This is a genomic window from Gordonia sp. NPDC003424 (assembly GCF_053588655.1).
In genome coordinates this window covers 70,587-95,457 of sequence record NZ_JBSFQJ010000008.1, presented here as the reverse complement: position 1 = coordinate 95,457, position 24,871 = coordinate 70,587, and the positions used below count along the sequence as shown (strand labels likewise).

The following is a 24,871-nucleotide window of genomic DNA, read 5'->3' as shown; positions in this document are numbered from 1 at the left end:
GTCCTTTCAGTGGTTTTGCGACCCTTCGACACGCCCTCGCCTAGCGGCTCGGGCTGCTCAGGGGGCGGAGCGGGGGCGGTCGGCTCGGGCTGCTCAGGGGGCGGAGCGGGGCGGTCTGCTCGGGCTCGGGGCGCGGAGTGGGGCGGGCTGCTCAGGAGCGGAGCGGGGGGATTCAGCTGCTCAGGGAGCGGGGATTCAGCTGACCGGGGTCTGCGCGTAGGCGGTGCGGAAACCGGTGGCCTCACCGGCCTCGTGGCCGGGGCGGGGCTGTCCGACGAGGGCGTGGTACCTGCCGAAGATCTCGTCGGCCTCGGCGAGCGGCAGCACCTGCTCGATGTCGTCGAAACGCTGACCGTCGGTGCGTTCCTCGACCATCCGGCGGATGACCTCGTAGCCCTCGCCGCGGTGGGCCATGACGATGCCGTTGACCATGGTCAGGCGCTGGTCTTCGAAAGCCTTGAGCGCCCGGTCGATATCGGGGATCGTCGCGAGCTTGTCGGCCAGCACGCCGCCGTCGACGATCGACTGGCAGGCGCCGTTGCCGCCGCGCGGGTACATCGCGTGTGCGGCGTCGCCGATCAGCACGACGCGCCCGTCGATCCAGGTGTCCAGCGGCTCGTGGCGGATCAGCGGGAAGAGGTAGACCTCGCGGGCATTGCGGAGCATCTCCTGGACGTCGAGGATCGGGATTTCGGTCTCGTCGTAGTAACCGATGATCTCGTCCACCGAGCCGAGCTGATTCCAGTCCTCGATCGACTCGTCGCGGGTGGCCTCGACGACCCAGTTGACCAGGGTCTTGCCGGACCCCTCCCAGTTGTCGGCGATGGGGTAGACGATCATGCTGGAGATCTGCGGGGCACCGATGTGCAAGATGGTGCCGCCCGTGCCGAACGGCTCCATCAGGGTGGTGCCGCGCCACATGGTGATGCCCGAGTAGACCGGCTCGGATGCCTCCGGATGCATCTGCCGGCGGACCGCGGACTTGATGCCGTCGGCCGCGATCACCAGATCGGCGACGACCTTCTCGGTCGAGCCGTCGAGGTGCGCGATGTCGAGGGTGACGGCGTCGCCCTCCTGCGTGTAGCCGAGTGTGCGGGCACCCAGGACGACGGCATCCTCACCGAGGCGCTCGAGAACGGTGCGGTACATGAGCATCTGCAGTACGCCGCGATGGACGAAGCGCTGCTCGTAGAGGTAGCCCATGTGGGTGCCGCACAGCTCGGCGTAGATCTCCTGACCGTACTTGTTGTAGAAGATCGACTCCTGGGCGTCGACCGAGATCTCGCGGAACTCCTCGAGCAGCCCGAGTTCCTCGAACTCCTTGGTGCCGTAGACCTTCACGTCGATACCGACGCCGAGCGGCTTGAGCTCGGGCACGGTCTCGTAGATGCGCGGGCTGAAACCCTTCTGATGCAGGCGGAGTGCGGCGGCGAGTCCGGCTGGGCCGGCTCCGATGATGGCGATGTCGGTCATGGGGTCCTCATATCTTTCGGGGTTTGGTGGGGCGGTTCAGGAATGGACGGCGGCGGTCGACGACGTCGCGAAGACCTCGTCGTCGAGGAATCGGGCGGTGCGGTCCCACACCCGCGCGGCGTTGCGGGCGTGATAGCCGATTGCCGAAGGGTCGGGGGAGTGGAGCTGATGTTAGGCAAAATCACACACGATCTCAAGTGTGATGTCGCGTTGGAAATTTTTGCGATTGTGTTAGACCTGTTCAGGCACACTTTTTGGGCTAAGAATCTCGTTCGCTCGCCGCCGGAGCCTTGTGCATCACACAAGAGCCTGCATTTGATTTCGCACACGATCCTCGGGCCGAGGACGACCCCCTGAACCGCACATCACCGCCACCGTTGCCCCTCGCGGGTTGGCCTCGACGATGTGCTTCAGGCGCACGCAACTTCACGATCGGAGCTGAGCCCAATGGCCGAGACCACCACGACGGACGCGGACGACCGAACCGTCATCACACCACCCGCCTCTGAACGAAAAGCATTCGGCTGGAACAGAATTGAATGGTTCGGTACCCGCTTTGCGGTTGTCGGCGTCTGGATTCTGCTGGCCGTCCTGTTCGGTGCCCTCAAGCCCGACACGTTTCTGACCGCGGGTACTTTCCAGACGATCTTCGGGGGGCAGCAGCCACTCGTCTTCCTGGCCGCGGCGCTGTTGTGCACGATCATCGTCGGCGAGTTCGTCGACATGTCGGTCGCGTCGAACTTCGGGATGGCCGCGATCCTGATCTCGGTCCTCAATGTCGACCACGGCTGGAACGTCTGGGTCGCCGCGGTGGCCGCGATCGCGGTGTCCGCGCTGGTGGGGCTCGTCAACGGGTGGCTCGTGGTCAAGGTGGGCGTCAACACCATCGTGGTGACCCTGGGTATGTCGACGTTCCTGCTCGGGATCGCACTCTGGCTGGCCGACCTCATGCCGGTCACCGGTCTGCCGACCTCGTTCTCCAAGATCGCGCTCTACGACGTCGCCGGCCTGCCGATCAGCTTCTTCCTCGGGCTGATCCTGATGTTCGGGTTCGCCTACATCCTCAAGTTCACGCCGCTCGGCCGGAACCTGCGGTTCGTTGGGGAGAACCGCGAGGTCAGCCGGCTCGCCGGCGTGCGCGTCACCCGGGTCCGCATCGGCGCGTTCGTCACCGCGGGAGTCATCGCGGGCGTCGGTGGCGTCATCTCCGCCGCGGCCACCGGCGGCTTCGACCCGAACGTGTCGCAGAGCTACCTGCTGCCGATGTTCGCGGCGACCTTCCTCGGCACCGCGATCTTCGAACCCGGTCGCTTCAACCCGCTCGGCACGCTGGTCGCGGTCTACTTCCTGGCCACCGGCGTCGTCGGCCTGCAGTTGCTCGGCGCCACCGCATGGGTGTCCAGCGTCTTCTACGGCGGCGTGCTGGTGATCGCCGTGACGATGACGACCGTGCTGCACCGCCGCTCTCGATGAACTCCCTTCCCCTGTCCTGTCCGCCCCGCCACCATCTCCGAGGAGATCCCTTGAACACGAACCGATTTGCCAGCAAGCGGCTGATCCGCACGATTGCCGCCGCCGGCGCCCTCGCGATCACCGCCACCGGACTCGCCGCGTGCGGCGACTCCGGCTCCACCTCGAGTGGCGGCACCACCGCCGCTGCCGGGGCCAACACCGAACTCTCCGCGGCCGTGGCGAAGATGGAGAAACCCCTCGACGCCTACCCGGTGCCCACCGAGCCGCTGTCCGGCAACGTGAAAGCCGTTGCAGGAAAGACGTTGTACTACATCCCGATCACCCAGCAGTCGCCCCAGTTCGCGGTCACCCAGCAGGCGTTGGAGAAGGCGGCGAAGACCGTGGGCATGAGCGTGCAGGTGTGCGACGGCAAGGGCACCCCGACCGATGTGAGCGCATGTGTCGGTCAGGCCACCAAGGCCGAGGCGGCCACCATCATCAGCGACGCGATCCCGTATGGACTCGCCGCCAATGCCTTCGACGCCGCGCAGGCGGCCGGCATCCCGGTGATCATCAGCAACCAGGTGCCCGACAAGGCCCACCCGGACTCCAAGACCCTCACCACGATCGCCGCGGGCGGATCGGAAATGCAGGTTGCCCTGGCTGATTGGATGACCCTCGACTCCGACGGCCAAGCGCACGTGCTGATCAACCAGAGCACCGATGGCCCGTCGCCCGCCGTGTTCGTCCAGGCCGGCAAGGATGCCTTCGCCAAGAACTGCCCCGACTGCAAGGTCACCGTCAACGAGATCTCGTCGGCGAACTTCGCGCTGATCCCGTCGTCGACAAGTTCTGCGCTGCTCAAGGATCCGAGCATCACCTACGTCGACTCGCAGTTCGAACAGTATCTGCAGGCCACCCAGAGCGGTGTGCAGTCGGCGAACAAGACCACCGCGGTCAAGGGTGTGGTGGGCGCCGCCCAACTCTCCGGTCTCCAGCAACTGAAGTCACAGAACTTCCTGTACGCGGCGGCCGCCCAGGCATCGGCGTATCAGGGATGGGTCGACGTCGACGCTGCGCTGCGGATGATGCTGGCCCAGAAGGTGCCCGCCTACACCATCCCGGTGCGGCTGTTCACCCGTGAGTCCATCAAGGATGTTCCGCTGACCGCCGAGGCCCAGGCGTCGGGCGAATGGTTCGGCCCGACCACCTTCACCACCGACTTCACCAAGCTCTGGGGCGCCGTCTGATGGACAGCCGACTCATTCCCGGCCGCAACCGGCTCGCGGTCGAGTCGCTGTCGGTCACCTTCGGCAACGTCCGGGTTCTCAAGGATGTCAGCCTCGACGTGCGGCCGGGGGAGATCCACGGGCTCATCGGGCAGAACGGTTCCGGCAAGTCCACGCTCGCGAAATGCCTGACGGGGCTGTACACACCCGACGCGGGTGCCCGTATCGCCGTCGACGATGTCGATCTGCGACTTCCGGTGCGGCCGGACGAGTCTCGGGCCGCAGGGGTCGCCGTCGTGCACCAGAGTCTGGGCCTCGTCAACGATCTCAACGTCCTGGAGAACATGCGGGTGGGCCGCCTCAAGGGTTCACGTTACATCCGTCGTATCGACTGGCGTGCCGAGCGTACGGAGGCCGAGGCGGTGTTCGACCGGCTCAGACGGTCGGTTCCGTTGAACGCCAGGGTCGGTGACCTGCGGGAGGACGAACGCGCCATCGTCGCGATCGCCCGGGCCCTGCAGGACGTGCACGAGGGCAGCGGACTCATCATCTTCGACGAGTCCACCCGCGCCCTCGGCCGCCGCTCGCTCGAGAACTTCTTCGGCATCCTCGACGACATCGTGCAGACCGGCACCGCCGTGCTGATGATCACCCATCGGCTCGAGGAGATCGTCGACGCCGCCGACCGTGTCACCATCCTGCGCGACGGCGCCGCGGTGGAGAGCGGACGTGTGGTCGGCAACATGAGCGAGGCCGATCTGACCGCACTCATGCTCGGCCGCAACCTGATCGACCTCGATCGGCGCGGCGCGGCCGCGATCGTGCAGGGCGCCAAACCCGTTCGCGTGGACGGCCTGACCGGGCTGCGCGTGCGCGATGTGTCCTTCGAGGTGGCGCCCGGTGAGGTTCTCGGACTGACCGGGATCGGCGGCTCCGGATACGACGACGTGCCGTATCTGATCAGCGGCGTCAGCGCGGCCGACGAGGGCACCGTCACCCTGCCGGACCAGGAGGTCGAGATCAAGGGTCTGTCGCCGGACGCGGCCATCCGGGACGGCATCGTCCTGGTCCCCGAGGGCCGCGAGCATGCCGGGTTGGCCATGAGCATGTCGGTCGCGGAAAACCTGACGTTCCCGCAGACCAGTCGGTCCAAGAAGGCCCTGGCCCCGATCAAACGGGGCGAGGAACGCAAGCTCGTCGACTTCTGGATGGAGCAACTCGACGTCCGTCCACGGCAGCCGCAGGCGCTGGTGCGCAACCTCAGCGGGGGCAATCAGCAGAAGGTGCTGATGAGCAAGTGGCTCGCCAAGGACCCGACGTTGCTGGTGCTGCACGAACCGACCCAGGCGGTCGACGTCGGCGCCCGCCACACCATCGTCGAGGCCGTCCGCATGGCGGCCGCGAAGTTCGGGTGTGCGGTCGTCGTCGCCGGCTCCGACGAGAACGAGCTGGCTCTGCTGTGCGACCGCATCCTCGTGTTCAGCGAGGGGCAGGTGCAGCGCGAGCTGACCGGAGATCTCACCCCCGACGACATCGTCGGGGCGATCTACACCAACGGATCGCGGGCGCGATTGCGTCAGCGATCCGACCAAGGCACCAAGACACCGGCCTGACTCGACTCCGGTGCTACGCAAACGAATCAACGAATAGGGACAAACCACATGACTGTCGTCGACATCAACATCCACCATCTGCCCGAAGATCTCTTCACCAACAAGGAGACCCTGAACGGCTTCCTCAACAGCGCGCCCCGCGGCTTCGGCGAGATCGCCCGCGTCGAGACCATGGAGAGCGGTAAGCAGCACCTCATCCTGGAGAAGCCGGCCGGCTACCAGAACCTCAACTACGTCGAGGGTGACTACTCCGTCGACGCGAAGCTCGCCGCCATGGACGACGCGGGCGTCGACTACGGCATCATGCGCGTGCCGGTCTGGCAGGAATGGCTCGGCCTGGAAACCTGTCGGACGGTGAACGACAACGCCTTCGAGATCGTCAAGCGCTCCGAGGGTCGGCTGTTCTCCACCGCCTGTGTGCCGCCGTGGGGTGGCCGGGAGAACATCTACGAGCTCGAGCGCTGCGTCGGCGACCTCGGCGCCGTCGGTGTGCAGCTCGCCTGCCACTACGGCCAGCTCTACCTCGACGACCCGGTCTTCGAGCCATACCTCAAGGTCATCGAGAAGCTCGACATCCCGGTCATCGTGCACCACACGCCGCTGCCGGTGGAGTGGAAATCGGTCATCGACTACACCAACCTGCGCCGCGAGTTCGGCCGCATCGTCGACCAGGCCACCGCGGTCGGCCGGGAGCTGTTCAGCGGCATGTTCGACCGGATGCCGGGGCTGCGTTTCATCCATACGATGTTGGGCGGCAACTGGTTTGCCAACACCGCGCTGCTCACGCCGCACCAGTCGAACAAGAAGGAGGCGCTGCAGCGGCTCGACCCGACCGGCGGCGAGAAGATCCAGAGCTATATGGAGAACAACATCTTCTTCGACCTGACGCACCCGCACTCATGGGGCAAGGATCAGGTGGAGTGCGCGCTCAAGGTCAACGGTGCCGATCACTACCTGTTCGGGTCGTCGTTCCCGGTCTTCTACGGCTGGATGGGCCAGGGGGTGAGCTTCATGAACGGCGAGCTCGACATCTCGGACGCGGACCGCGAACTCGTCATGTCCGGAAACGCCAAGCGGCTGTTCAACCTTCCCATCTGACGCCATGACGACCATGAGCGACGACAACACCGCCGAGGACATCGACGGCTTCTTCGACACCGACCGGGTGTCGGGGCGCGACCAGGCCGTCGAACTGCCCACCGACGGGTACACCAACTACCTGTTCGACCACGACGACCCGCAGATCGCCGCCTTCCGCGGCATGTCCTACGAGGAGTTCGCCACCGACCGTTACCTGTCCGCCGACTTCCTGCGCGAGCTGCTGGACTATTGGGACGGGCTCTACGACGAGCCGTTCATCGGTGTCACCACCGACGGGACTGTGGCCGAGGGGCTTTACCCGCTCCCCACGGAGCCGGTGACCGACGACACCGAACTCGTGGCCGCCGCCGACAAGGCGCTCGGGCTGCTCACCGCCGACGAACGCGACCGGTTCTGCTTTCCCCTCGACGCGCACCAGCGTCGCGCGTGGAGCAATCCGGAGTTCGTGTTCCACCGGGTCGGGCTGCGGCTGGAGGATCTGCCGGTCGAGAAGTCCGACGCGATCCTGGGCATCGTCGAGGCGTCGCTGAGTCCGCAGGGCTACGCCCGCATCGCCGAAGCCATGGCGCTCAACGGTTTTCTGGGTGAGCTCGTCGACCTGCCGAACATCATGAACGAGCGCAGCTACTGGGTGTCGCTGTACGGCAACCCGGAGGTGGGCGGCGCGTGGGGCTGGCAGCTCTTCGGACATCACGTTGCACTGAACTTCGTCGCGGTGGGCGGCCGGCATGTCATCGCCCCGGTGTTCATCGGTGCCGAACCGGCCGTCTCCGACGGGGTTCGGGAGCCGATCTTCGAAGTGCGAGAGCGGATTGCGCTCGAACTCGCCGGCTCACTGACCGCGCAGCAGCGGGCGGAAGCGGTGGTCTACGAGTCGGTCCTCGACCCGGCGATGCCGGAGGGCAGGTTGCACCCGGCCGACGAACGCCACGTCGGTGGCGCGTTCCGCGACAACCGCGTGGTGCCCTACGAGGGCATCCGGGCCACCCGCCTCGATGATCACCAGCGCTGCATGCTGCGGGCCATCGTCGACGATTTCCTTCTGCTGCTGCAGGATTCGCAGCGGGAGGCGACCCTCGCCGACTACGACAGGCATCTCGACGACACCTGGTTCGCCTGGTACGGCGCCACCGACGGATCGCAGCCGAACTACCTGCGCATCCAGTCGCCGGTCCTGCTCGTCGAGCTCGATCACCATGCGGGAGTGTGGCTGACGAATCGCCTGCCGGCGCGGTTCCACGTGCACAGCACGCTGCGACTGCCGAACGGCAACGACTACGGATATGCCTATCTCGACCAGTGGAAGCGAGCGCTCGCCCACACGGCGGTCTGACACCACGGTTGTCCGGGGAATCACCCGGTGCAGCACAACAAGAATCACCTGAATGAGAGAAGAGGATCAGTTGCGTACTACTTCCAGAGCCGCGGTGATCGCCGCCGCGGTCATCGCCGCCACGGCCGTGGCATCCGGTGTCGCCTCGGCAGCGCCGAATGTCGCGGTCGGCGCCGCGTCCGTCGACACCGCCAACTCGGTTGTGTTCGAGGCACATCCGGCGGCCGGAACGAACGGCGCCAAGGCCCCGATCAACCGTGAGGCGGAGATCGATTCGGCCGTCGGTGCGGTGGCCGGAGCGTTCGGCAACGCCAGCAAGGAAGGCTCGCTCATCGGCGGCGGGATCGGTGCGGCCGTCGGCTGCCCCGTCGGTGCGGTCACCGGCGGCACCCTGACGGCGTTGATGTCGGCCGGCTCGTTGACCCCGATCGGTGTCGTCGGTGGATGCATTCTCGGAGGTGTCACCCTCGGTGGTCTCGGTGGTACCGTCGGCGGCGTCATCGACGGTGTCCCGGCACTGGTGGGCACGGCAACCGCGCAGTACAACCGGCTGAACGCCGAAGGGCTGATCGGGCCGTCCGCCACTCACGCCGCATCCATCGTGGCCGCGCCCGGTCGTAATCCGGGCGACGCGTTGACCGTCGAGCTCGCGCCGGGTACCAGGTTCACCGGATCGCCCGCCGCGGGTACCGCGGTCCTGGCCACCCCGGTCGGCAGTGTCACGTCCAAGAACGGTCAGATCGACGTGCGGAATGCCACCGGACAGACGGTCCTCGGTCAACCGATCGCAGTGCCCACCGGCGAAACCGCGGCTGCCGCAAGCACGGCGGTCGATCCGACACCGGCCGCCACGCCCGCTGCGGCGGCGACACCCGCTGCCGGCCCGGCGAACCCGCTCGCCGATCTGAACACCGCATGGAAGGAATCCGGGGCTTACACCGGTCTCGCCGCAGGGATCGGCGGTACCACCGGAGCACTCGTCGGAGCCGCCGTCGGTTGCCCGATCGGTGCGGTCACCCTCGGTTCGATGGCCACGGTCATGTCCGCGGCGGCGCTCACCGTACCGGGGATGATCGGCGGCTGTCTGGCCGGCTCGGCCACCACCGCCGCGTTCGGCGGGATCGTCGGCAGCGCCGCGGTCGGCCTGCCGGTGGGTGCGGCCGTGACCGCCCAGAAGTTCGGCGAACTGCAGGCGGCCCACGCGGCCCCGGCCGCCCATGGACAGCGCGCAGGGGCGGCTCGACGGTGAGTTGAACCGATCCCACAACAGGGAAAACGCCGCCCCGAACGGCCAATCCGTCGGGGCGGCGTTTCGTTGTGTGCCGGTCTCGGGTTCTCGTCAGGCTCGTTTGCGGCGAGCCGCGTCCTCCATGGCGAGTTCGTGCTCGTACTCGCCGACCGCTTTGACGGTGTTGATCTCGTGCTGCCGCGCGGCGGTTTCGATCACCTCGGGATCGGCGCCGCTCTCGATGAGCCGCACCAACTCGGCGTGCTCGTCAACCGATGCGGCGGCCCGGCCCGGCGCGTACCAGAAGGCGGATCGTCGGATCATCTCCAGTCGAATCCACTCCGTCTCCACGAGGCTGTACAACCGCGGATCGTCGCAGCGCGAGCACAACAACCGGTGGAACTCCCGATTGAGCACGCCGAAGCGCATCGGGTCGAAACGGGTCAGCGCAGACCGCATTTCCTCGTTGAGGTTCCGCGCTTCATCGATCTCGTCCCGGGTCAGGAGCGGTGCGGACAACGCTGTGGCGTAACCCTCGAGGCGAGCGATGAGTTGCAGGCTTCGCTGCCACGACTCGGTGTCGAAGGTCTTCACCACGGCGCCCACATTGCGGACGATGTCGACCCAGCCTTCGGCCTCCAGTCGGCGCAACGCTTCTCGCCAGGGAACCGAGCTGATCTTGTACTCGCGCCCGAGTTGGTCGATGACGAGGCGATGGCCCGGCCCGAACGTGCCGTCCATGATCTTCTCGCGCAGGACTGCGTAGGCCTGATCGGCCTTGCTCTCGGCCACGAGCACCTCCTTCGGTGAATCCCCTTCGCGGACAACCGTGGATGTCCCGTTGTGGCATGCGGATCGGGCACGGTGACAGCCGCGACAGTTCGATATATCGTATCGGAAATCACACAGGAATTCGCCCTGCGGCCGCGCTCAGGTGATCCAGAAGTCGAGATATCTTCGCGTCGGCACGCGCACCCTTGCGCGTCAGGACGAGGGCCCGCATCGGTGCCGGATCCGGGTCGAGACGCCTGGTCACGATGTCGAAACGCGTCAGGCTGGCGTGGTCGGGATCGGGCAGTACCGCGCGGCCCACGCCGGCCTCGATGAGCGGAAGCCCGGCCTGGATGGTGGCGACGGTCCGGATCGATGCGGGGGTGACATTGTGGCGGCGGAAGAGTGCGTCCACGGCCTCCGGCAGGCTCGGGACCGCGGCGACACGCTGGGGCAGGATGAGCAACCCCCGGTCGAAGAAGCGCAGGGGGAGTGGGTCGGGCGCGTCGTCGAGATCGGGTGGCAGCGCACCGACGAGCGGAACGGGTCCCCAGTCGACGATGTCGAGAGTGTCGCGGTGCCGGGTGCTGAAGCGTCGGGGATCGGCGACGACGATCGCCGCGAGGTCGACCTGACGTTGCGCGAGCATGTCGATGGCCGACCACGGTGGCGGATCGACGAGTTGCACCTCGATATCGGGAGCGACCGCCGCATAGTCACGCACCAGTCGTGGAATGCGATGCCACATGAGCTGCGGCACGGCCGCCATGGTGACGGCACCCGCCATGCCGGCCCCGAATCTCCCCAGCGCCGAGACCATGTCGTCGATGTCGCCGAGCACCCGCGAGGACGCGTCGAGCAGGTAGCGGCCCGCGCTGGTCGGTTCGACACCGCGTGGCGTACGCAGCAGCAGGGTCACTCCCACCTCGGACTCCAGCTTCGCGATCGCCACCGACAGCGGGGGCTGGGAAATATGGAGGTCGGCGGCCGCGGCGGTGAAAGAACCGGCCTCGACGACCGCGGTGAAGTATCGCAACTGACGCAACTCCATAGCCGTGAGGATAGCGCTTGGGTAGCGTCATAGCTTGTATGTATGGCTGCCAGACGTAGACGGTGTTTCTCAAACACGTCCTGACCTGGAACTCTGGGTTGCGAAGCTTCCGATATGCCACCCATCATCGTCAACCACTTGGAGTGACCATGCTTCCCGTGACCAACCCCAATCCCGAGTTCCAGATCACCCGCGCGAGCCACGTGACCATGTCGGTCACCAACCTCGAGCGCAGTCGCGACTTCTACCGCGACGTCGTCGGCCTCGTCGTCACCGAGGAGACCAGCGACGCAATCTATCTGCGCGGACTCGAGGAGGCCTCCCACCACAGCCTGATCCTCGAACAGAGCGACATGGCCCAGGCGCGTCGTGTCGGACTGCGCGTACGGACCGCCGACGACATCTACCGTGCGGAGAAGTTCTTCAAGGCCAACGACATCGAACACCGTCGCGTCGAGCGTGACCATCAGGGCCCGACCCTGCAATTCCGCGATCCGGTCGGCACCCTGATGGAGTTCACCTCCGAGATGGACGTCGTGCCGCGGAAGATGCAGAGCTTCAACGAGTTCCGTTCCGGCGCACCGCAGCGGCTCGACCACTACCAGGTGGTCACCTACGACGTACAGAAGGCCACCGACTTCTGGACCGGACTCGGCATGCGGATGTCGGAGTACACCGCCAAGGACGGCACCGACGAACTGTGGGGTTCGTGGATGGAAGTGAAGGGCAACACCCACGACCTGGTGTTCACCAATGGCCGCGGACCGCGCCTGCACCACTTCGCCTTTGCGGTGCCCGACGCCACCTCGCTGATCCACGCCGCCGACACCGCCGGGGCCCTGGGGGCGGGCGACGAGATCGACCGCGGTCCCGGCCGCCACGGCATCAGCAACGCGCTGTTCCTGTACCTGCGGGATCCCGACCAGCACCGGGTAGAGCTGTTCAACACGCACTATCAGTTCATCGACCTCGAAACCCCGCCCATCCGTTGGGATGTCACCGACCCCCGGCGTGCGCAGCTGTGGGGCATGCCGGCGTCGAAGCGGTGGTTCTTCGAGGCGAGCGAGTTCCCCGACGAGGAGGTCCACGACCCGCTGCTGCAGGCCACCCCGGACACGCTCGAGGATTACCTGGGGATTCACTGATCGCCGTGTCGTTGGAGCGGTTTCGGTCTCGATGCGCGGCCTCGCAAGCTCGGTCGCTTACTCGACCAGCGAGAGGGCATGCGCGGCCTCGCAAGCTCGGTCGCTTACTCGACCAGCGAGAGGGCATGCGCGGCCTCGCAAGCTCGGTCGCTTACTCGACCAGCGGGGAAGGGGCTGCGCGGCCTCGCAAGCTCGGTCGCTTACTCGACCAGCGGGGAAGGGGCTGCGCGGCCGCGCAAGCTCGGTCGCTTACTCGACCAGCCATTCCGCTGATCGAGTAAGGCTCCGAGCGAAGCGAGGCGCCGCATCGAGATCGAATGTGCAGCATAACAATCGAAAGGAGAGCAGTGAATCACGAACTGCGCGAGAAGCTTCGGCGCGCACCAGTCGCCGGGCTGTCGGCGCAACTCCGCAAGCGCGGCCTGGACAACGTCACGATCGACGGATTACGTCCCCTGACCCCGGGCGCGAAGGTCGTCGGTACAGCCCGCACGTTGCGATACGTCCCGAGCCGGGAGGACCTGTTCGCCGGCCATGGCGGTGGATACAACGCACAGAAGCGGCTGTTCGACTCGGTCGGCGACGGCGAGGTCATCGTCATCGAGGCGCGGGGGGAGACCGGCTCGGCGACTCTCGGTGACGTCCTGGCACTGCGCGCCCATGCCCTCGGCGCGGCGGGAATCATCACCGACGGCGGAGTCCGCGACGCTGATGCCGTTGGCGCGGTGGGTATTCCGGTCTACTGCGTGGGTGCGCACCCGGCCGTCCTCGGCCGCCGGCATGTGCCGTGGGACACCGATATCGCCGTCGCCTGCGGTGGAACCACCGTCGTGCCCGGCGACATCATCGTCGCAGACAACGACGGGGTCATCGTCATCCCGCCCGACCTGGCGGACGAGCTCGTTGACGCCGCACTGGCCCAGGAGGATGAGGACGCATGGATCGCCATGCAGGTCGCTGCCGGACATCCGATTCAGGGCCTGTTCCCGATGAACGCCGAGTGGCGAGCGAAATACGAAGCCGAACAACACGAACCGAAGGGACCCTGAGTGCTGACGGCCGAAACGATCACCGACCTCGCCGACGAACTCGCCGAAGCCGGTCGGACGCGTGGCGTCATCGAGCGCATCACGGCGCGTCATCCGGACGCCACGGTCGAGGATTCATATGCGATCCAAGCGATCTGGCGTGACCGGAGGATCGCCGAGGGTCGTCGCCTGGTCGGGCGCAAGATCGGTCTGACCTCGCGCGCGATGCAGGCGGCCACCGGGATCACCGAACCCGACTATGGCGTCATGTTCGACGACACCGTGTGGGAGAACGGGGCGAGGGTACCGTTCGACGAATTCTCCAATGTGCGAATCGAAGTCGAGCTCGCATTCGTCCTCGCCGAGCCGTTGACGGGACCTGATTGCTCAGTGTTCGACGTGCTGCACGCCACCGAATATGTCACGCCCGCACTGGAGATCCTCAATTCGCACATCGAGCTCGAGGGCCGCACGATCGTCGACACCATCGCCGACAATGCGGCCTATGGCGGACTCGTCCTCGGCGGAAACCCAACGCACCCCACCGAAGTCGACCTGCGGTGGGTGTCCGCGCTGCTCTACCGCAATCAGACGATCGAGGAGACCGGCGTCGCCGCCGGCGTGCTGAACCATCCGGCGACCGGTGTCGCATGGTTGGCGAACAAGCTTCACCAGCACGATTCGTCGCTCGCGGCGGGCGAGATCATTCTCGCCGGGTCGTTCACCCGCCCGATGTGGGTCGAGCGCGGCGACAGCGTCCTGTGCGACTACGGACCGATGGGCACCATCACATGCCGCTTCGACTGAGTCCGACATTCCGGGCTGCGATCGCCGCTGCCGACCGTCCGCTGGCCGGGATGTGGGTGTGTTCGGGCAGTCCGCTCGTCGCCGAGATCTGCGCCGACGCCGGCCTGGACTGGCTGCTCATCGACATGGAGCACGGACCCAGCGGTCTGGAGTCGGTGCTCGCCCAATTGCAGGCGGTGGCGGCCTACCCGGTCGCTCCGGTGGTGCGCGTGGCCAGTGCCGACCCGGTCGGCATCAAGCAGGTCCTCGACCTCGGCGCACAGAATCTGCTGGTGCCGATGGTGTCGTCGGCCGACGAGGCACGCGCCGTGGTCGAGGCCGTCCGGTATCCGCCACGCGGTCGTCGAGGGGTCGGTTCCGCACTGGCGAGGTCGGCGCGCTGGAACCGGATCGATGGGTATCTCACCGACGGCGATCACCACGTGTCGGTGTTTGTGCAGGTCGAGACCATCGACGCGGTGGAGCAGGCCGGGAAGATCGCCGCGGTGGACGGTGTGGACGGGGTGTTCGTCGGTCCGTCCGACCTGGCGGCGTCGATGGGTCTGCTCGGTCAGCAGGGCCACCCCGACGTGGTCGCCGCGGTCATGAGCGCCTTCGATGCGGTCCGCGACAAGGGGGTCCCGGTCGGCGTCAACGCGTTCGACCCGGCTGCTGCCGATGGTTATCTCGCCGCCGGGGCATCGTTCGTCCTCGTGGGCGCCGACGTGGCGCTGTTGGCCCGCGGATCGGAGGCGCTGGCGGCGAGGTTCGTCGGGGTACCCGACCCGGGACGTGCGAGCTACTGACCTTGCGCACGGTGTCACCATTGAGGGGTGGAGATCACCAGCGAAGCGCGACTGCGCGAGATCGTCGGGCATCCGTCCGAGTCGATTCGGAGGAAGGTCGCGTCCTCGCTGCAACCGGTACACGTCGACTGGCTGGCCGCCACGCCCATGCTGTTCCTGGCGACGTCGGACTCCCAGGGGCGTGTCGACGTCTCGCCCAAAGGAGATCCGGCCGGCAAGGTCGTGCACGTCATCGACATCGCCACGATCGCGATTCCGGACCGCCCGGGTAACCGGCGCGTCGACGGATATGTGAACATCCTGGCCAATCCGCACGTCGGCACCATCATGGTGATCCCCGGCCGCGCGGACACACTGCGGGTGAACGGTTCCGCGCGCATCGTCGACGACGCCGACTACTTCGATGATCTCGCCGTCCGGGGCCGTCGGCCGATTCTTGCCGTGGAGGTCGACATCGACGAGGTCTTCTTCCATTGCTCGAGAGCGTTTCTGCGTTCGGACCTGTGGCGTCCCGAGACCTGGCACCCCGATGCGTTGCCGAGCCCCGCGAAGCTCCTCGCATCCGTGATGCCCGAACTCGACGAAGCCGCGCTCGAGAAGGAATTCGCGGAGGACAATGTCCGGGAGTGGCTCTACTGACCTCGGTGCGGATGCACGAGCCCGGCGCTAGCGTGGACCCCATGGTCACCGACAGATCCCTCCATCAGCACATCACCGACCTCATCGCCGAGGAACACAAACTCCGTGACGAACTCAGCCGTCACGAGATCTCCCGCGACGACGAGAACTCGCGCCTCACCGAGATCGAGGTCGCCCTCGACCAATCGTGGGATCTGCTGCGTCAGCGCCAAGCGCGTCGTCATGCCGGCTTCAATCCCGACGACGCGCAGGCCCGTCCGGCCGATGTCGTGGAGAACTACGAAGATTGACCGTCGGCGTCGGTGGCCGCGGTGAACCAGCGCACCGGGGTATCCGGGGTGTAGACGCAGACGGAGCCGGTGTGTACGCACCCAACCAAGTGGCGAGCCATCTCGGGATGCACCTCGGCGATACGTGCAAGCGCGCCGACGATCGCCTTGCGTACCGTGATCCGGGCGCGCTCGGCACTGGCGCCGGTTACTCGCTGGCGCCCGGAAAGCCCTGTTGCAGAGCGCAGTTCGTGGATTAGTGCGTCCCGCTCGCGGATCAGGCGGGAGGTGTCGTCAGTTGTCGCGCGGTCGAGGAGTTCGTCTATCTCCGTGAGGCGATCCCGGTACGCCGAGCGTGCCTCGTCGTCGAGCATATCGAGTCCGGCCTGCGAGACGGCCCCGCCCGCGCCGGCGCCGATCAGTTCGGTGGCGGTGAACTCGACGCCCGGCCCAGCGACCATGCGCCGGAGGTGCTCGAATCCTCGCATCGCCCGAATCGTGCTCGGTGCGTGCGCCGGACCGACCTCCCAGATCTGCTCACCGGCGATTCTGAGCACGAAATCTGTCGTCGCGGGAACTCTTTCACCGTCGCTTTCCAGGCGACGTGACCACCATTGCGCGCCGATCCGCCGATAGGTGCGGACTGCGGACGCCCGTAGTCCGCGCGCCGCATCCACGTTGCCGAGTCGACGGTGGGCACGGCAGAGGGTGTCGTCGGTGACACCGTGAAACATCACCGCTCCCGCGTTGATCACCGCGCGGCCTTCGTACGGGGAGAGCAATTCGGTCACCGCCGAGATGGTTTGGCGATCATCCACTGCCAGGGCGGCTTCCAGACCACATTGCTGTGTCAGCAGCCAGTCATGGTCGCGCGGCAACCCGCCCAACGCGCCGGCGATGTGTCCGAGCAGTCGACCGGCATGTTCCAGGTCGCCGATCGCGGCGGCGACGAAGGCCCCCTCGGCGAGTACGGCGGGCACGCCCTCGGACAGACCGAACTCCTCGAAGGCGTCGAGTTCGACTCGACACGTCGCGTGATCCCCGGCGATCATCGCCGGGTACGCGGTCAGTGCGTGGGTGACGGCGAAGGCGTCGGGGATGAATGTCCGTTGTGCCGCCGAGACGAACTGGTCGCGCAGGGTGACCGTGGTGTCGGTCCGACCGCGCATCAGATCCAGCATGAGACGTCGGGAGGCGGCGAAGAATCGTGCCTTGTCCGATGTGTCCGCAAGCAACTCGAGGGCCCGGATCTGCCGATGCATCTGCGGGATGTCGAGGCGTTCGCAGGCGACCGTCAGCGCCCACAGGTGAGCGGTGAGATGAGCCTCGGCATCGGTGACATACGCGACCTGCTCGTCGATGTCGCGGGCCAGCTCGGTGCGGATGGCCAGTTCGTCCGGGCCCCAGTGCACGGTGAGGGCCGCGTCGAGGGCGTCGACGAGCAGCCCGGCATCGCCGAGCTCGCGGGCCAGGTCGGCCGCTTGCGTGGCATAGGGAAGTCCACGCTCGGCGGCGTTGGCGTAGGCCCAGCACCGCGCGAGCGCAGACGCGACTGAGACCCGCCGCTGCGGCTGATCGTGCACCCGGGTGTACAGCTCGTAGAGGCGAGCGGGCAGCGTGCCGACCTCGGTCTCGAACCGTTGTCCCGACGCGAGGCCGAGCAGGGAAGAGGTCCATACCGACACGTCGTCGGCGGCTCGGGCGCGCGCAGCCGCGAGGTCGAAGAGCGTGACGGCTTCCTGTCCTCGGCCGTCGGTGAGCAAGGCCGTGGCGCGCGTCAACAACTCCGCGGCGTCCGTCACGTCCGGATCAGTGTCACCTCCTCGGCGTGCCGACGTTGTGTCACCTCATCCCAGTCTCCGGTGCAGTACAGGACCAGCTCAACGATAAGCCCGTCGCGGATGGTCAAGCGGAACATTTCGCGGCAGTACCACAGCTGGTCGGCGTCAGACCAGTGTTCCTCGATCTGCATGATGACGCCGGAAGGTGTCGGCTCGAGGTGTTCGAGTCGCACCGCTCCGACGACCGGATGCCCCGAGTGCCGGATGGCCGTGGCGTCGTCCGCGGTGGCGGTCTGGACCCGCCAGCACGGAAAGGTCAAGTCGCTGAACATGTCCGGCGCGAACAGCCCGCTCGGTGCCTGGTTGGTGCGGAGGAACTCGAGAAAGCCGGCGACACAACGGTCGGCGGTCGGGTCGAGGTGTGGCAGTGTCGGTGCGATGGTGGTCATCGTGCTGCCATCCGCTCCAGGTTGGCCCCGATGACCTCCTGTACCGCAGCGAGATCGGCGGTGGGACTGAATTCGATGATCTCGGTGCCGCCGCTGATCAGGGGCAGGTGTCCGGGCGCGGCCACGTAGGCGTCGCCGGCGACGTACGTCTCCTCGTGGTCGGGCCAGCGGAAGGTGATCTGTCCGCTCATCACCACACCCCAGTGTGGGCAGCTGCAGTGGTCGCCAGGTAATCCGGTGAAGTACTCGGCGGGGTCGATGTCCGCGGGAAATGTCTCGAACGCGACGGTGTACTCGTCGAGTTCGGCGTAGCGGCCTTCGATGATCGGCGTGTTCATGGCCACGGGGGTGGTGACCTTGTTGGCGCTGGGCATGGCGATCTCCTTCGATGGTTGGGGCCTCGTGGGGGCCTTACACAACTGAAGGCGTGACTTCGCGGATCACGGATGTGACGCGGCATGTCACGTTCGGCGCACCGCAGTGACCGTTGATCGCATGGCACGTGATCCAACGCCGTGGCAACCGTCACACCGTTACTGTCGAAGCGACAGATGACACCGTCACGGGCGACGGGTGAGCGAGAGGATCGTCATGGGCCGATACAGCGAGGCGTTCGCGCAGGCGGCGGAGGATCGAGAGACCTTCTGGTTACATGCCGCCGAAGGGGTCGATTGGGTCACGCCTCCGACGCGCGCGCTCGACGACTCCGCAGCCCCGATCTACCGATGGTTCCCCGACGCGGCGCTCAACACGTCGTACAACGCGCTCGACCGGCACGTCGCCGCCGGGAACGGTGATCGCGCCGCGTTGATCTGGGATTCGGCGATGGTCGGCATCACGCGCACCTACACCTACGCCCAGCTTCTCGACGAGGTCTCGCGGTTCGCCGGGGTTCTCGCCGCACGCGGTGTGACCGCCGGCGACCGAGTCGTCATCTACATGCCGATGATCCCCGAGGCGGCGATCGCGATGCTGGCCTGTGCGCGCATCGGTGCGGTGCACTCGGTGGTGTTCGGCGGCTTCGCCGCACCCGAACTCGCGACGCGCATCGACGACGCCGAACCGGTCGCGATCGTGACCGCATCGGGTGGGCTGGAACCCGGGCGCACCGTCGAGTACCTGCCGATGGTGGCCAAGGCGATCGAACTCGCCGAGACCAAGCCCGCCTCCGTCATCGTCCTCGATCGGCCCGAGATCGCTGGTGCGGCAGCCGATTACGAGGGCTGGTTGGACTGGGATGAGCAGATGAAGGCGGCGTCGCCGGTCGAGCCGGTTGCGGTGGCGGCGACCGATCCGCTCTACATCCTCTACACGTCGGGCACCACCGGGAAACCGAAGGGCGTGGTGCGTGACAACGGAGGTCACGCGGTGGCGCTGACCTGGTCGATGAGCAACATCTACGGTATCGAGCCGGGCGACGTGTGGTGGACGGCGTCCGACGTGGGCTGGGTGGTCGGCCACTCCTACATCGTGTACGGCCCGCTGCTGGTCGGCGCGACCTCGGTGATGTACGAGGGCAAGCCGGTCGGCACGCCGGATGCGGGTGCGTTCTGGCGGGTGATCGCCGACCACAAGGCCAACGCGCTGTTCACCGCACCGACCGCGATCCGCGCCATCCGCAAGGCCGATCCGGACGCGAAAGAGCTTGCGAAATACGATATCTCCTCGCTGCGCGCGCTGTTCGCGGCCGGCGAGCGGCTGGACCCGGACACCTTCGAGTGGGCCGGCAGCATCCTGGGTGTGCCGGTGATCGACCACTGGTGGCAGACCGAAACCGGCTGGGCCATCGCGGCGAATCTGCGCGGGCTGGAACCGATGCCGCTCAAGGCGGGATCGCCGACCGTGCCGGTGCCCGGCTATGACGTCGGCGTGGTCGACGCCGAGGGCAAGATCGTCGGGCCGGGGGAGGAGGGCAACATCGTCATCAAACTGCCGCTCCCGCCGGGCACATTGGCCGGCCTCTGGCGCGACGAGGACCGCTACCGCAAGTCCTACCTGTCGGCGTTCGACGGCTACTACCTCACCGGCGACTCCGGCTACCTCGACGCCGACGGCTACGTCTTCGTCCTCGGACGCTCCGACGACGTCATCAACGTTGCCGGACACCGGCTTTCGACGGGCAGCATCGAAGCCGTCGTCGCATCGCACCCGGCCGTCGCCGAGTGCGCGGTGATCGGCATCCACGACGACCTCAAGGGTCAGCGGCCCAGCGGCTACGTGGTGCTCAAGGCCGGCGTCGAGATCGAGCCCGACACGCTGCGCGACGAATTGGTCGCCAAGGTGCGCAACGAGATCGGCGCCGTCGCGACGTTCCGCGACGTCACCGTGGTGCCGGCGCTGCCGAAGACCCGGTCGGGCAAGATCCTGCGCAAGACCATGCGGCAGATCGCCGACAACGAGGAATACACGGTGCCGTCGACCATCGAGGACCCGGATGTGTTGAGCGCGTTGGCGCGTCAGCTCGGCTCGTCTGCTCCCTGACGGCAGGCACCGGCCACTGCGTGAGGAGCGCTCGACGAAGCAGCGGGATACCCGCCGTCGTTCCTGACGAGCCCGCGAGGCGCCGGCCGCGCTTCGATGCGCTCGCTTGCTCAGGAGCGGTGTGCGTGACACCGGTCCCTGAGGAGCCCGCGAGGCGCTCGCCGCCCTTCGATGCGCTCACACGCTCGCTTGCTCGGGAACCGTGGGCGTCTCGAAGGGTCCTCCGCTGCAGTCGATCTCAGAACGGTGGTGGTGGGCCGTCGTGGTGGCGTTTGTGGTTGCGGTTCCTCTCTGTGCGTCGGCGGGCGTGTTTGTTCGCCGTCCGAGTCCGGGTGCGGGTCGGGCGTTGCATGGGTGGGGGCGCATTCTGGGGTGGGGCTTGGGGTCGGGCGGTGAATCGGATACGGCGGAGTCCGGGGAAGAGGTCTTCCATCGTTTCGGCCTCGCCGGGGATGACCAGCCCTTCGGGGGTGATGGTTTCGGTGTGCAGGCGCCCGTCATGGTCGCGCCACATATCATCGAGCCACTGACCGAACGTTTTCAGCAAGTGCCAGGGCCGGCATTTGGGGTTCATGTTCTGCGAGGTGGTGTGCCCACCGGCGGATGGATCGTGGTGGTCGTATTCGGCGACGTGATCGCCGTCGCACTGCCAGGCGCTGGTGCCGCAGCCGGGTTCGGTGCAGTAGCCGTGGCGGATGCGGATGAACTCGTCGAGCGCGGTGCTGGGCCGGTAGGGGTCCGAGGGGATCGATCCGGGCAGGGTGAACGTGCCGTCGGGGTCCATTGGGGTGCCCGGCGGGATCAAGTGGGAGATCCGGGCATCCGATCGGGCCGCGAGTTCGCGTACGTGGGCGTCGTCGATGACGCCGTGTCCGTCCATGAAGCCCGGGTTGTTCGCCCGACCGGCCAGGGTGGCTTCGTCACAGACGACGTGGATGACGACCCGCGGAGCCACCGGCACCAGCGCCGTCGACGCCGCGGGACCGTCGGTGACGGTGTCGCCCCTGGTGTCGGTGTCGGTGGTGAGGTCGAGGGTGGGTGTGGTGACCGGGCAGTCGTCGCGGCCGCATTCACAACTGAAGTCGGTGCCCGAGAGCAACGCGAACTCGGCATCGGAGAGTCGCTGGTTCTTGGTGCGGCCGTCGTGCTCGCACACCCGACCGGCGACCGCCTCGATGTTCGCAAACGCGATGCGGGCGTTCTCCGCCGACATGACCGCAGTCAGTTCGGCGGTGCCGTCGCCACGGTTGTCCACCCACACCCCACGCTTATCCAGGGCGTCCTTACGACGCTCCCGCACCGCGTCGGGATCGTGGCGGAAGATGATCCGGTCGACCATGTCCCGCAACCGTTGGGTGGAGTAGCTGCCCGCGCGCAGGCGTTGGGCGATCTCGGCATCGACCTGCGGGGCATAGGAGTGGCCGTCGATCAGGTCGGTGTCGAGAATGACCTGACGCGCCTGGGCGGGGCTGATCACCCCATCCCCGAGGCACTCGAACACCTCGGGCAACCGGTCGCGCAGGGCGATCGCGTCACTGAGCAACCGCTCGGCCCGATAGCGGGTCACGGTGAGTACGTGGGCGATGCGGGTGGCGGCGTCGGCGAACCCGTCGACGACGTATCCGTCGGTGTCTTCGCGGGCGGCGACGTAGCGGTCGTAGAGGGTGGCGGTGTAGCGGTATTCGCGGTAGGCGAGGTGGGACTGTCCGCGGTGCAGTTCGCGCATGCCGGTGAGCAGGGTGTTGGTCGGTGCTTGGTCGACGGTGTCGAGTGCGATGTCCCCGGCGAAGGGTGCCGGCAGCTCATGCCACACCGAGGGTGTGGTGGGTGAACCGGCAGAGGCGGACACGACGGGCCTTTCAGAGATGCGGGCATGACTGCAGGACAACCACATTCATCTCTGACTTGTGCACCACCCGACAGCGCGGTGGTGCGGCCCTTCGTTCTCTTTTTTCCTGCTGACAACAACCTATAACAGGGGTCCGACAAGTTGCTTCGCGTGAGGCGATGGTCTCGATACGCGTCGGCCTCGCTGCGCTCGGTCGTCGCTACTCGACCAGCGGGGACAGCTCCCGAGATCAGCTGTCTGACAACGAAAGTAGTCTCGCTGCGACCTCGCCCTACTCGGCCAGCGGTCAGGCGTGCGATGGTCTCGATATGCGTCGGCCTCGCTGCGCTCGGTCGTCGCTACTCGACCAGCGGGGCAGGCGTGCGGGGGTCTCGCGTTGCTGGGATGTCGCTACTCATCCAGCGGGCGTGCGGGGGTCTCGATACGCGTCGGCCTCGCTGCGCTCGGACGTCGCTACTCGACCGGCGGGGATTGCTCCCGCCCATCGAGACCGAGATCAGCTGTCTGACAACGAAAGCAGTCTCGCTACGTCCAGCGGGCGGGCGTGCGGGGTCTCGATACGCGTCGGCCTCGCTGCGCTCGGACGTCGCTACTCGACCAGCGGGGATTGCTCCAGCCGATCGAGTAGCGAGGCGCCGCATCCGGTGGTCGAGTAAGCGCGGCGACGACGGAGCCGTGCGCATCGAGACCGAGATCAGCTGTCTGACAACGAAAGCAGTCTCGCTACGTCCAGCCGCCAGGAGCGCGGGGTCTCGATACGCGACGGCCTCGCTGCGCTCGGACGTCGCTACTCGACCGGCGGGCAGACGTCGGCCTCGCTGCGCTCGGACGTCGCTACTCGACCGGCGGGGCAGGCGTGCCGGGGTCTCGCGGCGCTGGGACGTCGCTACTCGACCGGCGGGAGGGGGTGCCCACGCCCGAGGTGGAAGCGCTCCCATATCGAAGCAAACCGCCCTGAACAGGGGGTTGACTTGGGGGTGTGATGTGGGCCATAGTTCTCTGTGAACCGAGAGTGGAAGCGCTCTCACACCCTGGTGGAGGTAGCGGCGCCGCGGGGGTCCGGTCACAAGTCCGCCCGGAGAGAGGCTCAGACGTGCAGCGGAAATCCAAATCGTGGAGCAGGGTGGCGGCGGTGGCCCTGGCCGCCGGTGTCGTCGGCGGGCTCGTCGCCGGGTGCGGTGGCGGCAGTGACGACGCGCAGTCGACGCTCGGCAAGAACGACACCCTGACCATCACGACATTCGGCGACTTCGGATACGCCGACCTGATCTCGAAGTGGAACGCGGACCCCGCGAGTCCGTTCAAGGTCAAGGAGACCAGCATCGCGCAGTGGGACACGTGGAAGCAGACGCTCACCTCGAATCTGCAGGCCGGCACCGGGCTCACCGATGTGGTCGCCATCGAGGGGGATGCGATGCCGCAATTCCTCACCGAGGGCGCCTCCGAGCAGTTCGCCGATCTCACCGACCATGCGCTCGACAACCGTTGGGTCTCTTACAAATACAAGGACGGTCAGACGGCCGATGGCAAGCAGGTCGGGTATCCGACAGATGCCGGGCCCGAAGCGATCTGCTATCGCGCAGATCTGTTCCGCCAGGCCGGATTCCCCACCGACCGGGCTGCGGTCGCCAAGATGTTCCCCACCTGGGAGAGCTACTTCGACTACGGCCAGCAGTTCGTCAAGAAGGTTCCCGCGACCAAGTGGTACGACTCCAGTGGCTCCGTCGCCCAGGCCATGCTCAACCAGGTGAAGTATCCCTTCCAGACCGCCGACAACAAGGTCGCCGTCGACAACGCAGGCCTGCAGGGCGTGTACGCGACGGTCGCCAAGTACTCACCCACGCTCTCGACCCGGGCGGTCCAGTGGAGTGACGACTGGAAGGCGAACTTCACCAACAACGGCTTCGCGACAATGCCTTGCCCCGGTTGGATGTTCGCGAACATCAAGGAATCGGCACCGTCGGTGACCGGCTGGGACATCGCCAACGTGTTCCCCGGCGGAGGCGGCAACTGGGGCGGGTCGTTCCTCGCCGTGCCCACGCAGTCGAAGCATCAGGAGCAGGCCAAGCAGTTCGCGAACTGGCTCACCGACACCCAGCAGCAGGTCGGTGCCTTCGAGAAGGCCGGCGCCTACCCGGCGAATGTGGCTGCCGAGCAACAACTGAGCGCGACCAACACCCTCGATCCGTACTTCGCCAACGCGCCGACCGCGCAGATCCTCGCCGACCGGGCGGAGGCCGTGCCCGTCGGCGTGCCGTACAAGGGCGACAAGTACTCCGACATCCTCGGGCTGTTCCAGACCGCGATCCAGCGCGTCGACGAAGGACAGGCGCCCGCAGCGTCCTGGCAGACGTTCACCCAGGCTGTCGGGAACCTGGACTGACTCC

Annotated in this window: 20 protein-coding genes and 1 pseudogene; 14 read left to right on the top strand and 7 right to left on the bottom strand. The window is 66.8% G+C overall.

What is annotated here, in order from left to right:
* Positions 1-195 precede the first annotated feature (195 nt).
* Complete coding sequence (locus ACWDTI_RS13855; RefSeq protein WP_449738668.1) at positions 196-1,473, bottom strand: FAD-dependent monooxygenase; 1,278 nt, start codon at positions 1,471-1,473, stop codon at positions 196-198.
* A 447-nt stretch (positions 1,474-1,920) separates the two neighbouring features.
* On the opposite strand from ACWDTI_RS13855, the gene ACWDTI_RS13850 reads away from it, so the two are divergent.
* From ACWDTI_RS13850 to ACWDTI_RS13825, 6 genes are read left to right on the top strand one after another with little or no spacing between them, the layout of a single operon-like run.
* On the top strand, positions 1,921-2,946 hold the full coding sequence (locus tag ACWDTI_RS13850) for an ABC transporter permease (protein ID WP_449738667.1): 1,026 nt from the start codon (positions 1,921-1,923) through the stop codon (positions 2,944-2,946).
* A 50-nt stretch (positions 2,947-2,996) separates the two neighbouring features.
* Positions 2,997-4,175: a sugar ABC transporter substrate-binding protein gene (locus ACWDTI_RS13845; RefSeq protein WP_449738666.1), complete on the top strand. Its 1,179-nt coding sequence runs from the start codon at positions 2,997-2,999 to the stop codon at positions 4,173-4,175.
* Entirely contained in the window at positions 4,175-5,767 is a 1,593-nt protein-coding gene (locus ACWDTI_RS13840; RefSeq protein WP_449738665.1) for a sugar ABC transporter ATP-binding protein, read from the top strand. The genes ACWDTI_RS13845 and ACWDTI_RS13840 overlap by 1 nt, the downstream gene beginning before the upstream one ends.
* A gap of 48 nt (positions 5,768-5,815) precedes the next feature.
* Positions 5,816-6,865, top strand: a complete 1,050-nt coding sequence (locus ACWDTI_RS13835; protein WP_449738664.1) for an amidohydrolase family protein — start codon at positions 5,816-5,818, stop codon at positions 6,863-6,865.
* 4 nt (positions 6,866-6,869) lie between these two features.
* Positions 6,870-8,201, top strand: coding sequence for a DUF3500 domain-containing protein (locus ACWDTI_RS13830; RefSeq protein WP_449738663.1), 1,332 nt, complete (start codon positions 6,870-6,872; stop codon positions 8,199-8,201).
* A gap of 52 nt (positions 8,202-8,253) precedes the next feature.
* On the top strand, positions 8,254-9,450 hold the full coding sequence (locus ACWDTI_RS13825) for a hypothetical protein (RefSeq protein WP_449738662.1): 1,197 nt from the start codon (positions 8,254-8,256) through the stop codon (positions 9,448-9,450).
* A gap of 90 nt (positions 9,451-9,540) precedes the next feature.
* On the opposite strand, the gene ACWDTI_RS13820 is transcribed toward ACWDTI_RS13825, so the two are convergent.
* Entirely contained in the window at positions 9,541-10,221 is a 681-nt protein-coding gene (locus ACWDTI_RS13820) for a GntR family transcriptional regulator (RefSeq protein ID WP_449738661.1), read from the bottom strand.
* Positions 10,222-10,330: 109 nt separating this feature from the next.
* Positions 10,331-11,251: a LysR family transcriptional regulator gene (locus ACWDTI_RS13815; RefSeq protein ID WP_449738660.1), complete on the bottom strand. Its 921-nt coding sequence runs from the start codon at positions 11,249-11,251 to the stop codon at positions 10,331-10,333.
* A 158-nt stretch (positions 11,252-11,409) separates the two neighbouring features.
* Here ACWDTI_RS13815 and hpaD point away from each other — a divergent pair, with 158 nt between their 5' ends.
* The 6 genes and pseudogenes from hpaD to ACWDTI_RS13785 all read left to right on the top strand — a co-directional run bounded on the left by hpaD (position 11,410) and on the right by ACWDTI_RS13785 (position 15,945).
* Positions 11,410-12,396 (top strand): 3,4-dihydroxyphenylacetate 2,3-dioxygenase, encoded by a 987-nt coding sequence (gene hpaD / locus ACWDTI_RS13810; RefSeq protein WP_449738659.1) that lies wholly within the window; start codon positions 11,410-11,412, stop codon positions 12,394-12,396.
* A gap of 353 nt (positions 12,397-12,749) precedes the next feature.
* Positions 12,750-13,445 (top strand): annotated as a pseudogene (locus ACWDTI_RS13805) (RraA family protein); the annotation flags it as partial.
* Positions 13,446-14,231: a 2-oxo-hept-4-ene-1,7-dioate hydratase gene (hpaH, locus tag ACWDTI_RS13800; RefSeq protein WP_449738658.1), complete on the top strand. Its 786-nt coding sequence runs from the start codon at positions 13,446-13,448 to the stop codon at positions 14,229-14,231.
* Positions 14,216-15,016 carry an HpcH/HpaI aldolase family protein gene (locus tag ACWDTI_RS13795; RefSeq protein ID WP_449738657.1) on the top strand — a complete coding sequence of 267 codons (801 nt, stop codon included), beginning with the start codon at positions 14,216-14,218 and terminating at the stop codon, positions 15,014-15,016. Before hpaH ends, ACWDTI_RS13795 begins: the two co-directional genes overlap by 16 nt.
* 27 nt (positions 15,017-15,043) lie before the next feature.
* Positions 15,044-15,655, top strand: coding sequence for an MSMEG_1061 family FMN-dependent PPOX-type flavoprotein (locus ACWDTI_RS13790; protein ID WP_449738656.1), 612 nt, complete (start codon positions 15,044-15,046; stop codon positions 15,653-15,655).
* A 41-nt stretch (positions 15,656-15,696) separates the two neighbouring features.
* On the top strand, positions 15,697-15,945 hold the full coding sequence (locus tag ACWDTI_RS13785) for a DUF2630 family protein (protein WP_449738655.1): 249 nt from the start codon (positions 15,697-15,699) through the stop codon (positions 15,943-15,945).
* Here ACWDTI_RS13785 and ACWDTI_RS13780 read toward each other — a convergent pair.
* From ACWDTI_RS13780 to ACWDTI_RS13770, 3 genes are read right to left on the bottom strand one after another with little or no spacing between them, the layout of a single operon-like run.
* On the bottom strand, positions 15,933-17,726 hold the full coding sequence (locus ACWDTI_RS13780; RefSeq protein WP_449738654.1) for a hypothetical protein: 1,794 nt from the start codon (positions 17,724-17,726) through the stop codon (positions 15,933-15,935). The two genes, ACWDTI_RS13785 and ACWDTI_RS13780, sit on opposite strands and share 13 nt — an antisense overlap.
* Entirely contained in the window at positions 17,723-18,154 is a 432-nt protein-coding gene (locus ACWDTI_RS13775) for a hypothetical protein (protein ID WP_449738653.1), read from the bottom strand. Before ACWDTI_RS13775 ends, ACWDTI_RS13780 begins: the two co-directional genes overlap by 4 nt.
* Positions 18,151-18,528: a cupin domain-containing protein gene (locus ACWDTI_RS13770; protein WP_449738652.1), complete on the bottom strand. Its 378-nt coding sequence runs from the start codon at positions 18,526-18,528 to the stop codon at positions 18,151-18,153. The genes ACWDTI_RS13775 and ACWDTI_RS13770 overlap by 4 nt, the downstream gene beginning before the upstream one ends.
* A gap of 217 nt (positions 18,529-18,745) precedes the next feature.
* Between ACWDTI_RS13770 and ACWDTI_RS13765 the strand changes: the two genes are divergently transcribed.
* Positions 18,746-20,635, top strand: a complete 1,890-nt coding sequence (locus ACWDTI_RS13765) for a propionyl-CoA synthetase (RefSeq protein WP_449738651.1) — start codon at positions 18,746-18,748, stop codon at positions 20,633-20,635.
* Positions 20,636-20,873: 238 nt separating this feature from the next.
* Here ACWDTI_RS13765 and ACWDTI_RS13760 read toward each other — a convergent pair whose 3' ends face one another.
* Positions 20,874-22,484 carry a DUF222 domain-containing protein gene (locus tag ACWDTI_RS13760; RefSeq protein WP_449738650.1) on the bottom strand — a complete coding sequence of 537 codons (1,611 nt, stop codon included), beginning with the start codon at positions 22,482-22,484 and terminating at the stop codon, positions 20,874-20,876.
* Between the two features lie 1,093 nt (positions 22,485-23,577).
* Here ACWDTI_RS13760 and ACWDTI_RS13755 point away from each other — a divergent pair.
* Entirely contained in the window at positions 23,578-24,867 is a 1,290-nt protein-coding gene (locus ACWDTI_RS13755) for an ABC transporter substrate-binding protein (protein ID WP_449738649.1), read from the top strand.
* Positions 24,868-24,871 lie beyond the last annotated feature (4 nt).

Coding starts and splice junctions, on each gene's coding strand:
- ACWDTI_RS13835 (WP_449738664.1), top strand. CDS start 5,816: ATGACTGTCGTCGACATCAACATCCACCATCTGCCCGAAGATCTCTTC.
- ACWDTI_RS13825 (WP_449738662.1), top strand. CDS start 8,254: ATGAGAGAAGAGGATCAGTTGCGTACTACTTCCAGAGCCGCGGTGATC.
- ACWDTI_RS13770 (WP_449738652.1), bottom strand. CDS start 18,528: ATGCCCAGCGCCAACAAGGTCACCACCCCCGTGGCCATGAACACGCCG.
- ACWDTI_RS13830 (WP_449738663.1), top strand. CDS start 6,870: ATGACGACCATGAGCGACGACAACACCGCCGAGGACATCGACGGCTTC.
- ACWDTI_RS13785 (WP_449738655.1), top strand. CDS start 15,697: ATGGTCACCGACAGATCCCTCCATCAGCACATCACCGACCTCATCGCC.
- ACWDTI_RS13815 (WP_449738660.1), bottom strand. CDS start 11,251: ATGGAGTTGCGTCAGTTGCGATACTTCACCGCGGTCGTCGAGGCCGGT.
- ACWDTI_RS13765 (WP_449738651.1), top strand. CDS start 18,746: ATGGGCCGATACAGCGAGGCGTTCGCGCAGGCGGCGGAGGATCGAGAG.
- ACWDTI_RS13850 (WP_449738667.1), top strand. CDS start 1,921: ATGGCCGAGACCACCACGACGGACGCGGACGACCGAACCGTCATCACA.
- ACWDTI_RS13795 (WP_449738657.1), top strand. CDS start 14,216: ATGCCGCTTCGACTGAGTCCGACATTCCGGGCTGCGATCGCCGCTGCC.
- ACWDTI_RS13855 (WP_449738668.1), bottom strand. CDS start 1,473: ATGACCGACATCGCCATCATCGGAGCCGGCCCAGCCGGACTCGCCGCC.
- ACWDTI_RS13775 (WP_449738653.1), bottom strand. CDS start 18,154: ATGACCACCATCGCACCGACACTGCCACACCTCGACCCGACCGCCGAC.
- ACWDTI_RS13840 (WP_449738665.1), top strand. CDS start 4,175: ATGGACAGCCGACTCATTCCCGGCCGCAACCGGCTCGCGGTCGAGTCG.